At 61.9% G+C, this 13602-nt stretch carries 6 protein-coding genes and 1 rRNA gene; 4 read left to right on the top strand and 3 right to left on the bottom strand.

Translation table 11 applies throughout. The features are described 5' to 3' along the window. From rrf to recD, 4 genes are all read left to right on the top strand, one after another. Window positions 1-85 (top strand): 5S ribosomal RNA (gene rrf, locus EC919_RS21280); the annotation flags it as partial. 207 nt (window positions 86-292) lie between these two features. Continuing rightward, the gene (gene recC / locus EC919_RS21275; protein ID WP_133776302.1) at window positions 293-3778 is read left to right on the top strand and encodes an exodeoxyribonuclease V subunit gamma; all 3486 of its coding nucleotides are present in this window, start codon (window positions 293-295) and stop codon (window positions 3776-3778) included. Beyond that, the gene (gene recB / locus EC919_RS21270) at window positions 3775-7473 is read left to right on the top strand and encodes an exodeoxyribonuclease V subunit beta (protein WP_133776301.1); all 3699 of its coding nucleotides are present in this window, start codon (window positions 3775-3777) and stop codon (window positions 7471-7473) included. The genes recC and recB overlap by 4 nt, the downstream gene beginning before the upstream one ends. Continuing rightward, a complete protein-coding gene (gene recD / locus EC919_RS21265; protein ID WP_133776300.1) occupies window positions 7470-9557 on the top strand; it encodes an exodeoxyribonuclease V subunit alpha in 2088 nt (695 codons plus the stop codon). The genes recB and recD overlap by 4 nt, the downstream gene beginning before the upstream one ends. A gap of 342 nt (window positions 9558-9899) precedes the next feature. Here recD and EC919_RS21260 read toward each other — a convergent pair whose 3' ends face one another. From EC919_RS21260 to EC919_RS21250, 3 genes are all read right to left on the bottom strand, one after another. Next, complete coding sequence (locus EC919_RS21260; protein WP_133776299.1) at window positions 9900-11468, bottom strand: amino acid ABC transporter permease/ATP-binding protein; 1569 nt, start codon at window positions 11466-11468, stop codon at window positions 9900-9902. 166 nt (window positions 11469-11634) lie between these two features. Beyond that, a complete protein-coding gene (locus tag EC919_RS21255; RefSeq protein ID WP_133776298.1) occupies window positions 11635-12453 on the bottom strand; it encodes an ABC transporter substrate-binding protein in 819 nt (272 codons plus the stop codon). Window positions 12454-12527: 74 nt separating this feature from the next. Next, window positions 12528-13592 (bottom strand): isopenicillin N synthase family dioxygenase, encoded by a 1065-nt coding sequence (locus EC919_RS21250; protein WP_133776297.1) that lies wholly within the window; start codon window positions 13590-13592, stop codon window positions 12528-12530. Window positions 13593-13602: the final 10 nt, after the last annotated feature.

Here is a 13602-nt window from a genome sequence, read left to right as displayed (position 1 = left end):
ATCCCATCCCGAACTCAGCAGTGAAACGATGCATCGCCGATGGTAGTGTGGGGTTTCCCCATGTGAGAGTAGGTCATCGTCAAGATTAAATTCCAGAACCCCATTTGCGTAAGCAGATGGGGTTTTGTTTTTGCGCGCGGAAAAGCTTCAGGCGTGGAAAGCTGCCAACCACACTGCCCCGCATCACCACCTCCGGAGAGCGGTTGCCAGCCGCTCTGACAAGATCGACCGCTAACGATTCCTCTCCCTCTGGTAGTCTTCTCCCTCTTTTGAAAGACCAAGGGACGCAGCTATGCCGGTGACATCCGATCTCAACTCCGGGTTTATGGTGGTCCATGGGAATCGCCTGGATGAGCTGCGTGGCCTTGTTGTGTCATGGATGCGGCGTTACCCCCTCACTCCGCTCGAGAACGAAGTGGCGCTGGTACAGAGCAACGGTATTGCCCAATGGTTAAAGCTCGCCCTGGCAGAAGATGCACAGGACGATGATCAAGGCGGTTGCGGCATTGCCGCCGCGATCGATGTGCAGCTCCCTGGCAGCTTCATGTGGCAGTTGTATCGCGCGGTGTTGGGCAAGGCGGAGATTCCGGAAACCTCGTTGCTGGATAAAGCTCCCCTGACCTGGCGATTGATGCGGCTGCTCCCCGGCCTGATCAACCAGCCACACTTCGAGCCGCTGCAGCGATTCCTGACGGCGGACACCGACCTGCGCAAGCGTTACCAGTTGTCTGAGCGGCTTGCTGACCTGTTCGACCAATATCAGGTGTACCGCGCTGACTGGCTGGAAGATTGGGCGGCCGGCAAGCATCAACTCAGAACCGGGCGGGGAGAGGCAAAGCCGCTGAAAGCAGAGAACTGCTGGCAAGCCGAACTGTGGCGTGCGCTGCTCCATGATGTCGGGGCAGAGGGCATGGCCCAGAGCCGTGCCGGGGTGCATCAGCGTTACATCGAACGCATCAACAGCCTGGCCGAGGCACCGGCCGGTTTGCCGGCGCGAGTGATTGTTTTCGGAATCTCCTCATTGCCAGCCCAGGCATTAGAGGCGCTTGCCGGGCTGGCTCGTTTCAGCCAGGTCCTGCTATGCGTGCACAACCCCTGCCGTCATCACTGGGCAGACATCGTGGCTGACAAGGATCTCCTACGTCACGAATACAAACGCCAATCGCGAAAACCCGGCATGCCGGTGGTGCTGAACCCTGACGCGCTGCACCAGCACGCTCACCCGCTGCTGGCTGCGTGGGGCAAGCAGGGTCGTGATTACATCAACTTGCTCGACAGTCATGATGACCCGAACAGCTACCGGTCGATCTTTCGTGACGGGCGCATTGACCTGTTCAGCGAGAGCGAACCCACGTCCCTCCTGAATCAACTCCAGGACGATATCCTTGAGCTGCGTCCTTTGAGCGAGACCCGTGACGTCTGGCCGGCCGTGGACATAAAGACTGACCTCTCGATCCGCTTTCATGTCGCACACAGTGCCCAGCGTGAAGTGGAGGTGTTGCACGACCAACTGCTCGCGCGTTTCAGTAAGGATCCGGATCTTCGTCCCCGCGACGTTATCGTCATGGTGCCGGACATTGACAGCTATGCCCCTCACATTCGCGCGGTGTTCGGCCAGCTGGATCGCGACGATCGCCGCTTTATCCCCTTCACCCTCGCGGATCAGGGCCAACGCGGCCGTGATCCGCTGTTGATCGCCGTCGAGCATTTGCTGAAGATTCCGGACAGTCGATTCCCGGTCAGTGAAATCCTCGATCTGCTGGATGTTCCCGCATTACGCACGCGGTTCGGCATTGATGAGCGAGACCTGCCAACCCTGCACCGCTGGATTGAGGGAGCGGGTGTGCGATGGGGGCTCAATGCGGTACAGCGCGAGGGGCTGGGCTTGCCTGAACAGCTTGAGCAGAACAGCTGGCATTTTGGGCTGCGTCGCATGTTGCTGGGGTACGCCGTCGGGGCAGGTGCGGCCTACGACGGCATTCAGCCATATGACGAAATCGGCGGGCTGGACGCTGCGCTGATTGGCCCGCTGGTGTCCCTGATCGACGCGCTTCAGGTCGCGCACAACGAGCTCTCCCAACCCGCGACCCCCGCGATGTGGGGCGCGCGCCTTCAAGCCGTCATGCAGCTATTCTTCATGGCCGACAGTGAGCACGACGACTACCTCCTCAGCCAACTCGAAACGTTGCGCGAAACCTGGCTGCAGACCTGCGAGGCCGTTGGACTGGAAGAGGAGTTGCCGTTAACGGTCGTACGTGAAGCCTGGCTGGCCGGGCTTGATCAAGGGAGGTTGTCCCAGCGCTTTCTGGCCGGATCGGTCAACTTCTGCACGCTCATGCCGATGCGCGCGATTCCATTCAAAATCGTCTGCCTGCTGGGCATGAATGACGGCGATTACCCGCGCGCGCAACCGCCGCTGGATTTCGATCTGATGGGCAGCGACTACCGTCCCGGCGACCGTTCCCGGCGCGAGGATGATCGCTATCTACTGCTGGAAGCGCTGTTGTCCGCCCGTGATCAGCTGTACATCAGTTGGGTGGGACGAAGCATTCGTGACAATTCCGAGCGGCCGGCTTCGGTGCTCATCGGGCAGTTGCGCGATCATCTGTCCAGCGGTTGGCGGCTGGCCAATGCTATCGAGCCCGAGGACGATAACAAGCGTGATCCGGGTCAGCAGTTGCTGCACAAACTCACCGTTGAACATCCGCTGCAGCCGTTCAGTGCCAAATACTTTCAAGAGAACCCGGAGTTCTTCAGCTTTGCCCGCGAGTGGCAGGTGCTGCACGAAGCCGTCACCGAAGCAGGCGAAAAAAAAGCGCTGCAAAAGCACCAGCAGGAAGAGCCGCTGAGTCTGATGCAGTTGCAGGATTTCCTGCGCAATCCGGTCAAGCACTTCTTCAGTCAGCGCTTGAAGATATTCTTCGAAGTGGCCGAAGCGCCGTTGGCGGACGAGGAGCCCTTCGTGCTCGATGCGCTCGAGCGCTATGGCCTCAGCGACAGCTTGCTGCAAGCGGCACTCACCGACCCCGAGCACATTCAGGAATCACTGCATGCTCAAGCAACGCGCTTGCAGGGCAGCGGCTTGCTGCCGATGGCCGGGTTCGGCACCTTGTTGCAGGATGAGCTGATCGAACCGCTGCCCGATCTCGTCGCCCGCTATCACGAGCTCCTGATTCGCTGGCCGGTGCGGCTGCACAGCGCGCTGCCGGTCAGTTATCAGCATCAGGGTGTCGAACTCGATGGCTGGGTCGATGGGCTTTATCAAAATCCTCAGAACGAGCTACTCGCGATCACCGCTATCCCCAATGCCATTGCCAGCAAGAAGACGCGCAAGTGGCACCGTCTGACCAAACCGTGGGTAAACCATCTGGTGGCCTGCGCATGCGATCTGCCGTTGACCACCGCACTGGTGGCCAGCGACGAAACGCTCTTGCTGCCGCCGCTGGACAAAGACACCGCCACGCGGACGTTGAATGACCTGCTGCTGGCCTGGCATCAGGGCATGCAGCGACCACTGCCGATTGCCGTGAAAACGGCCTTTGCGTGGCTGGGGCAGAACGATGAAATCAAAGCCGAAGCCGCCTCGCGCAAAGCCTATGAAGGCGATGGCCAGAACAGCAAGGGCGAGCGTGCCGAAAGCACTGCCCTGGCGCGTCAGTTCCCGGACTTCGATGCATTGCTGGGCAGCGAGGAATTCGTGGGATGGTGCGAGGCGTTGTACAAACCCATTTTTGAAGCGCCCTGGCAGGCACTTTCTCGCGAGGAGGCCGGCGCATGAGTGACGCACAACAACCTCTGGCGCTGCGCTTCCCGCTCAAAGGCAGCCAGCTGATTGAAGCCAGCGCCGGCACCGGCAAGACGTTCACCATCTCGGCGCTGTACCTGCGTCTGGTGTTGGGTCATGGCAGCGAGATTTCTGGCTTCGGCTGTGAACTGTTGCCGCCGCAGATTCTGGTGGTGACGTTCACCGACGCAGCGACCAAGGAACTGCGCGACCGTATTCGTACTCGACTGGCTGAAGCCGCGCGGTTCTTCCGTGAAGAAATCGACGCACCTGACGCGTTGATCACTGGTTTGCGGGACGAGTTCGCCATCGAGCAGTGGCCCGGCTGCGCCAGCCGTCTCGATATCGCAGCGCAGTGGATGGACGAAGCGGCGGTATCGACCATCCACAGTTGGTGCCAGCGGATGCTGCGCGAGCACGCCTTCGACAGCGGCAGCCTGTTCACCCAGAGCCTAGAGACCGATCACACCGATTTGCTCAGCGAAGTGCTGCGCGATTACTGGCGCAAGTTCTGTTATCCCATGAGCGGTGACGCGCTGCTTTGGGTGCGCGATAACTGGGGTGGTCCTGCGGCGCTGCTGCCGAGGGTGCGCGCGTTGTTCGGCAGTGAGCGGGCAAGCGTGACGCAAAGTCCGACGCAGATCATCGAGCAGTCGATTCAGGAGCGGCGCGAGACCCTTCGGCAGCTCAAGGCGCCCTGGGCCAACTGGGCCGCGGAGCTGCATGCGATCTGCATCGACGGCGTCGCCTGCAAAGTGGTCGATGGCCGCAAGATGCAGGAGCGTTATTTCAGACCCTGGTTCGACAAGCTGATTGCCTGGGCCAATGACGATGAGCAGGAGCAACTGGACCTCGGCACCGGTTTCACCCGGCTGACGCCTGACGGCATTGCCGAAGCGTGGAAGAACAATCCGCCGTCGCACCCCGCGTTCGAGGCGATGGTCGAGCTCAAGGTCGCGCTGGACACGCTGCCAACACCTGATGCAGCGGTGCTCGAACACGCTGCGCAATGGGTCGGCGCTCGCTTTGAAGAAGAGAAGCGACGCCGTGCTGAAATGGGCTTCGACGACATGCTGCTGCGCCTGGACGCTGCGTTGCGCGGCAGCGGTGGCGAGCGCCTGGCGACGTTGATCCGCGAGCAGTTCCCGGTCGCGTTGATCGATGAATTTCAAGACACCGACCCGGTGCAGTACCGCATTTTCGACAGCATCTATCGGCTAGAGGCCAACGACGAGAGCACCGGCCTGTTCCTCATCGGCGACCCGAAGCAGGCGATCTACGCCTTTCGTGGTGCCGACATCTACACCTACCTGCGCGCCCGACAGGCCACCACCGGACGGTTGCACACGCTGGGCACCAACTTCCGTTCCAGCCACGCGATGGTCGATGCGGTGAACCACGTGTTCACGCGCGCCGAAACGAGCGAGGCGGGTAGGGGGGCGTTCCTGTTCCGCACGTCCGAGGACAATCCCGTGCCGTTTCTGGCGGTCGGTTCTCAGGGCCGTAAAGAGACGTTACAGGTCGACGGGGAGGTGCTTGCGGCGCTCAACGTCTGGCAGCTGGAAACCGATCAGCCGGTGTCGGGCACGGTCTATCGAGCGCAACTGGCGGCGAGCTGCGCCAGTGAGATCGTGCGCTTGCTCAACGCCGGGCAACAAGAGCGGGCAGGTTTTGCGAAAGCCGGCGAGCCGCTGAAAAAGCTGATGCCCGCTGACATTGCGATTCTGGTGCGTGACGGCAAGGAAGCCCAGGCGGTGCGAGGCGAGTTGTCGGCGCGTGGCGTGCGCAGTGTGTACCTCTCGGACAAGGACTCGGTGTTCGCGGCGCAGGAGGCACATGATCTGCTCGCCTGGCTCAAGGCCTGCGCCGAGCCTGACGCTGAGCGAACCCTGCGCGCCGCATTGGCCTGTATCACCCTCGCGTTGCCGCTGGCCGAACTCGAGCTGCTCAATCAGGACGAACTGGCGTGGGAAAACCGCGTCATGCAGTTCCGCGATTATCGACGCATCTGGCGCACCCAGGGCGTGCTGCCCATGCTGCGGCGACTGCTGCACGACTTCAAACTGCCGCAGGCGCTGGTCCAGCGAACCGATGGCGAGCGTGTACTGACCAACCTGCTGCACCTCAGCGAACTGATGCAGCAGGCCGCCGCCGAACTGGATGGCGAGCAGGCGCTGATTCGTCATCTGAGCGAGCATCTGGCCTTGTCCGGCCAAGCGGGAGAGGAGCAGATCCTGCGCCTCGAAAGCGATGAGCAACTGGTCAAAGTCGTGACCATCCACAAATCCAAAGGCCTGGAATACCCGCTGGTGTTTCTGCCCTTCATCTGTTCGACGAAGCCGGTGGACGGCAGCCGTTTGCCACTGCATTTTCACGACGCCGAGGGCCACGCGCAGATCAGCCTAAAGCCCACGCCTGCGCTGATCGAGCAGGCGGATGACGAGCGTCTGGCGGAGGACCTGCGTCTGCTGTATGTGGCCCTGACCCGCGCGCAACACGCGTGCTGGCTGGGCGTTGCCGATCTCAAACGTGGCAGCAACAGCGCCTCGATACTCCATCGTTCGGCGCTGGGTTATTTGCTCGGCGGCGAGCAGAAGCTGGCTGAATCGGTGGCGTTGGGCCAGTGGCTGCGTTCGCTGGTAGAAGGTCACCCGGCCGTGAAGGTTGAGCCTGTTCCGCTGCCGACAACCGAGTCCTTCAGCGCGCCGCGCAGCGAGGTCGCGTTGAGCAAGCCGCGCGTGCCCCGGCGCAGCGCTCGGGAGAACTGGTGGATCGCGTCCTACAGCGCACTGCGCATCGGTGACACCATTACTGACAGCGGCGACCAGTCGCCGGACAGCCCGCAGGCGCAGAAGCTGTTCGACGATGAGCGTCTCGACCCGGATGCGCCGCGCGAGGTGATGGTCAGCGGCGGCGATATCCACCGATTCCCGCGCGGTCCCAACCCTGGCACCTTCCTGCACGGCCTGTTGGAGTGGGCAGGCGAGAAAGGGTTTGCCGAAGCGGCGGCTGATCCACTGGCGCTGGAGAAAGTTGTCGCTCAGCGCTGCAACCGTCGCGACTGGAAGGGCTGGATCACCACGCTGACCGACTGGCTACAGCATCTGCTGACCCTGCCGCTGCGTTTGGGCACAGAGGTGCAGCCCATGGCTTTGTGCGAGCTGGATCAGCCGAACCAGTACCGCGTCGAAATGGAATTCTGGTTCGCCTGCTCGAAGGTCGATGTGGCGCAGATGGACGCCCTGGTTCGCCGCTACACCCACAACGGCGCCCCGCGGGCGGCCGCTGAGACGGTCTCGCTGAACGGCATGTTCAAGGGCTTCATCGACCTGACGTTCGAGCACGAAGGTCGTTATTTCGTTGCCGATTACAAATCCAACTGGCTGGGCGTCGACGACGATGCCTACACCGAGCAGGCGATGGAAAACTCGATTCTGGACAACCGCTACGACCTGCAATACGTGCTCTATCTGCTGGCCTTGCATCGTCAGCTCAAGGCGCGGCTCGCCGATTACGATTACGACCGGCACATGGGCGGCGCGGTGTACCTGTTTGTGCGCGGCAGCCGCGCGGCGAGTCAGGGTGCTTGGTTTACCCGACCGCCCCGCGAGCTGATCGAAGGTCTTGACCTGCTGTTTCAGGGGCGAGCGCCGGTCGCGGCCGAAGTCCTGTCAGGAGAACTCCCATGAACCGCACCTTCGCTCACTTGATGCCCACGGCGCTGGACGCCGACAGCCTGGCCGATCTTAAGCCCCTCAGCCGCGTAGAGGATTTGCTGCTGTTGCTGCAGCGCTGGGTCGAACGCGGCTGGCTGCGAGCGCTGGACAAGGCCTTCGTGGCGTTTCTGGCCGACCTTGATCCTGATGCCGATTCCCTGGTGCTGTTGGCGGCCACGTTAACCAGCCACCAGTTGGGCCACGGCCACGTCTGCCTGGACCTCTACGAAACCTTGAAAGAACCTGACTTCGCCCTGTCGCTGCCGCCCGAGGGTGATGTGTTGTCGACGCCGATGTTGCTGCCGTCCTCGCTGCTCAAATCCCTCGACGGCGCGACCTGGTGCAAGGCGCTGGAAGCGAGCGCGCTGGTTGCTCACGCCGGGGATGACAGCGAAGCGGCGGCGCAGAGGCCGTTGGTTTTATCGGATCGACGCCTGTACCTGCGCCGTTACTGGACGTATGAGCGGCGGATCGATGCGGCGTTGCGTCGTCGGCTGGCTCAGGTGGAAACGGGGTTCAGCGATTTGCCCCAGCGTCTCGATGCGCTGTTCGGCCCGGCCAATCACGCGCCTGATGCGTTGATCGACTGGCAGAAGCTGGCCTGTGCGCTGGCAACCCGTGGCGCGTTCAGCATCATTACCGGCGGCCCCGGCACCGGCAAGACCACCACGGTCGTGCGGTTGCTGGCGCTGCTGCAATCGCCGGCGGTTGAGCGCGGCAAGCCGTTGCGTATTCGCCTGGCGGCACCGACCGGCAAGGCCGCGGCACGTCTGACCGAGTCCATCAGTCACCAGGTGCAATCGCTGCAAGTGCCGGAAGACGTGCGGCAGAAAATCCCCAGCGAGGTCACGACGGTTCACCGGTTGCTGGGCAGCCGTCCAGGCACGCGGCATTTTCGTCATCACGCGGGCAACCCGTTGCCGCTGGACGTGCTGGTGGTCGATGAAGCTTCGATGATCGACCTGGAAATGATGGCGAACTTGCTCGACGCATTGCCGCCCCACGCGCGCATGGTACTGCTGGGTGACAAGGATCAACTCGCGTCGGTTGAGGCGGGCGCGGTGCTGGGCGATCTGTGCCGCGATGCGGAGGCGGGGATGTACAGCCCGCAGACCCAGGCGTGGCTTGAGTCGGTCAGCGGCGAAGATCTTTCCAGAAGCGGTTTGCAGCAGGGCGACGACCAGCATCACGCGCTGGCTCAGCAAGTGGTGATGCTGCGCCATTCCCGGCGTTTCGTGGCGGGCAGCGGCATCGGCCAGTTGGCCAAACTGGTCAATCAGCAGCAGGACCAGGACGCGCGCGCATTGCTCGCGGCTCGCCAGTATCCGGATCTGTTTTCCCTGGTGCTCAAGGGCGAGCAGGACCGCGCGCTGTCGCGGCTGCTGCTCGACGGTCATGGCGAGGGCCCGCAAGGCTATCGCCATTATCTGGGCGTGATGAACGCGCAGCGCCCGCAAGGCCTGACGCAGATCGAAGACCCGCGCAGCGTCGAGTGGGCGCGGCAGGTGCTGAATGCATTCGATGAGTTCCAGCTGCTGTGTGCTGTGCGCAAAGGGCCGTGGGGTGTGGAAGGGCTGAATCGGCGTATCACTGAAACGTTGTTCAGCGCCGGGCTGATCGAGAGCGATCACCAATGGTACGAGGGCCGCCCGGTGCTGATGACGCGCAACGACTACGGGCTCGGTTTGATGAACGGCGACATCGGCATCGCCCTGCGTTTGCCCGAAGGGCCGGTCGAGGAGAACCGTCAGGCGCTGCGTGTCGCGTTCCCGCGCAACGACGGCAGCGGTGGCGTGCGCTTTGTGCTGCCGAGTCGGCTCAATGACGTGGAGACGGTGTACGCGATGACGGTACACAAATCCCAGGGCTCGGAGTTCGCACACACAGCGCTGATTCTGCCGGAGGCGCTGAACCCGGTGCTGACCAAGGAGTTGATCTACACCGGCATCACCCGGGCGAAGCACTGGTTCAGCCTGATCGAGCCGCGTCAGGGCGTGTTTGAAGAGGCACTGCGGCGCAAGGTCAAGCGCCTGAGCGGGTTGATGTTGGGGCTGTGACCGGCGCGTCGAGATTGGATCTGTCACTGGAGCGGCTTGCTGGCGATCGTGCAGGTCAGTCAGCTTCGAGGTGAATGACCTGACGCGTTCGCGGGCAAGCGCGCTCCTACAGTTGATTTGCGTCAACTGCGAAATCTGCGATGTACACGAAACCTGTAGGCGCCGGCTTGCTGGCGAAAGCATTCTACCCGGCGCTGCTGCGGTGGATGATTAACCGCGTTCGCGGGCAAGCGCGCTCCTACAGTTGATCTGCGCCAGCTGCGAAATCTGCGATGTACACGAAACCTGTAGGAGCCGGCTTGCTGGCGAAAGCATTCTACCCGGCGCTGTTGTGGTGGATGATTAACCGCGTTCGCCAGCAAGCCGGCTCCTGCTGACGGTTTGTGGGCTGGGCGAAGACGAGTCAAGGCCCATGAACGTGCGCACGCGCGCGCCGCACTGGTTGGCAAGAATCGTCTGCGGTGCGGCGTCGACCTGCACGATGCCGTTTTCCATGAAGATCACACGGTCGGAAATCGACAGGGCGAAGTCCATCTCATGGGTCACGATGAGCATCGTCATGCCTTCCTTCGCCAGGTTGGCGATGACCTTCAGCACGTCGCCCACCAGCTCAGGATCAAGCGCAGAAGTCGGTTCGTCGAAGAGCATGATCTGCGGGTCCATCGCCAGTGCCCGGGCAATCGCCACGCGTTGCTGCTGACCGCCGGATAACTGATGCGGGTATTTGTGCGCGTGGGCCAGCAGCCCGACCTTGTCGAGCAGGGCGTAGGCACGCTGCTCGCTGACGTCCCGGTCGCGGCCGTGGTAACGCGGCGCGAGGGTCACGTTGTCGAGAATGGTGCGGTGGGGGAACAGGTTGAAGTTCTGAAACACCATGCCGATGCGCTGCACGCCACGGCGAATCTGCGGCGCGTTGGGGTTGTCGCCCGCGTGAATGTAGCCCTCGCCAAACAGGATGATCTCGCCCTTGTCGATGGTTTCGAGGCTGTTGACCGTGCGAATCAGCGAGGTCTTTCCCGAGCCCGACGGGCCGATGATGGAAATCACCTGCCCGGCGTCCACCTCCAGATTGATCCCCTTGAGCACGTCATGCTGCCCGTAGCTTTTGTGGAGGTTGACCAGTTGCAGCGCCGGCGCTGACCCCGGTCCTGTTGTCGGCTGGCGTACTACCGCGGGCTGCGCGACCAGGCTGGCGCGCAGGTGAGTCAGGGCCGTGTCGTCGAGGGCCTGCGGCTTGCGGTTGCTCAGCTCCAGGTGCTGCTCCAGCCAGTGAAACAGCCAGCCGAACACCGTCACGATCATCACGTAATACACCGCGACGGCTGACAGCGTTTCCATGACCAGAAAGTTTTGCGCGTACAGGCGCTGGCCCACGGTCAGCAGTTCGGTCAGGGAAATCACTGACACCAGCGAGGTCAGTTTCACCACGGTGATGTATTCATTCACCAGCGTTGGCAGGGAGATACGAAATGCTTGCGGGATGACGATCAGACGCTGCATGCCGATCAGACCGACGCCCAGGGCGCGGCCCGCTTCTTTCTGGCCCTTGGCAACGGAGATCAGGCCGCCCCGGTGGATCTCCGCCATGTACGCCGCTTCCGTGACCACCAACGCCAGAAGACCGGAATAGAAAGGGTTGGACAGCACATCGCGGGTGACCGGAAACATCTGCGGCAAGTTGTAGGTAAACACCACCAGCACCAGCAGCGGGACGCTGCGGAAGAACCAGATATAAATCGACGCCGGCACGCTGATCCAGCGCGCGGTCGAGAGTTTGGCCGACGCCAGCAGGAAACCCAGGAGCATGCCGATGAACCAGCCCAGGGCGCTGAGTTCGATCACGGTGATGCAGGATTCCCAGAAGTCAGCGACCGAGAACAAAGAAAAAAAGTAGGACCATTCGAATTGCATACACACACCTCAGCAGGGCGGGGCCCGGCGGGATTCTCTTATCAAACACGATCCCTGTAGGAGTGGGCTTGCTCGCGATGACTTGGGTACAGCCGACACACCTTCATCGTCTGGTACGGCCAATCGCGAGCAAGCTCACTCCTACACGGGGTGACGCATCAAGCCGTCAGTTGGCGGGCTCTTCCAGGTTGTATTTCTTCAACAGCGCAGCGTATTCGCCGGATTTTTTGGTTTCGTCGAAGGCCTTGAGCAGCGCCTGATACAGCTCGTCATTGCCCTTCTTCACGTAGATGCCGAGCGTCTGCTGATAGATGGAATGCTCGGTGCTGACCACCACGCGTCCCTTGGTGCGTTCGGCGATCATGCCGGCAGCGCCGTCGATTTCCACTTGCGCCTGAACGTTGCCCGACAGCAGCGCCTGCGTCACTTCCGGTGCGGACGGGAATTCGCTTACGGCGACCGGGCCTTTGCCCTTCGGCACGCAGTATTCGGCGGACAGCTTGTTGAACTGGGTGACCCACGTGGTGCCTTTTTCCAGGCCAATTTTCAGCCCGCACAGGTCTTCCGGCACCTTGGGTTTGAGTGGACTGTCCTTGAGCACCATGATCGCCGCGCCCGTTACGGCGTAAGGAATGGTCTGGGCCTGGGTCTGGCGCTCCGGCGTGATGTACATGCCCGAAATGATCGCGTCGTAATGCCCGGCATTGAGGCTGAGGATCAGGCTGGAGAACTTGGTGTCGACAAACTCCGCTTTGAGGTCCATGTGCTTGGCGAGCAGGCGCGACAGGTCCGGGTCGGCGCCGACGACGTTCTTCTTCTCGTCATAGGATTCGAACGGCGGGTAGGTGATTTCCATCCCGACCTTGAACTGCCCCGGCGTCACGGTAGTAGCAGCTTGCACGGCCGTGGCAGCCAATAACGACGCGCCGAGCATGGCGGAGGCAAGCACGGTCAAGCGGATAGCGGTGTTCAAAGTGTTGCGCATCGTCGGCGACTCCACGTCAGAAAGGTAGGGCTGGGTGTGTTGAATATTCGGGTGGAACAGTGGGACGCATCGCATCACGATGGGTCCTGTGTCTGGTTCTTCAAATGGCCGAAGCTCGACGGCTTGCGCGCCTTTTCGTACAACTTGAGTTCGCCGTTCTTGACCTTGCGCCGCAGGTATTGGTAGGTCTGCAACGCCTGACCGAACATATGCTCGCCGATGGTGATTTCTTCGTAGTTGGCAGTGCCCTTGTCGAACTGCGCAAGGGGCTTGATCTGGGTGTGGAAGTCGCAAGCGAAGAACAGCGGAAACGAATAGCGCTCCTCACTGACCGTGCGTACCCGGTGAGCCGTAGCAACGAACGTACCAGCGGTCATGACCTCCAGCATGTCGCCGATGTTGACCACGAACGCGCCATCCACCGGCGGCGCGTCGATCCACTGCCCAAGGTCGTTCATCACTTCCAGCCCGGGCTTGTCGGCCAGCAGCATGGTGAAGCACTCGTAATCGGTGTGCGCACCAATTCCGGGCGCATCCTGCGCGGCGCCGTCGAACGGGTAATGAATCAAACGCAGCTTGGAGGGCGGGCGGGTGACCATCGCTTCGAAGTAGCCTTCCTCCAGGCCCAGCGCCAGCGCAAAGCCGTCGAACAGGCGCCGGCCCAATGCAAAAACCGCCGCGTAATACGCTTCCACCGCAGGGCGAAAACCGGGCAGGTCCGGCCACTCGTTAGCGCCGATCAGCGGGGTTTTGGCGATCACCAGCGGGTCGTCATCGCCCACTTCAAAACCGATATCGAAGGCTTCCTTGTGATCCGGCTTGCCCTTGGCATACACCTCTTCGCCCTCGGGCACGAAGCCTTTGTGGCTGCGCGAAGTACCGATGTAATGCTGCATTTTGTAGTCGAGGGATTGGGCGAACAGGTCCTTGGCGGCCTGGCGCAGATCGTCGATCAGCGACGGCGCGATGCCGTGATTCCTGACGTACAGAAAACCCACCTCCCGTGCCGCCTTGCCCAGTTCGTCGGCGACGGCCTGGCGCAGAGCGATGTCGGGGCTGAACAGCCCGGCGATATCGACCACCGGGATGCTGCTGAAGTTGGCGACCTTCGGGGCTGCTGCGTGCGACGGATCTGGCATGACGAAACGC

This window comes from Pseudomonas graminis, assembly GCF_004364335.1.
GTDB lineage: Bacteria > Pseudomonadota > Gammaproteobacteria > Pseudomonadales > Pseudomonadaceae > Aquipseudomonas > Aquipseudomonas graminis_D.
This window is presented reverse-complemented; position numbering and strand designations above follow the sequence as displayed.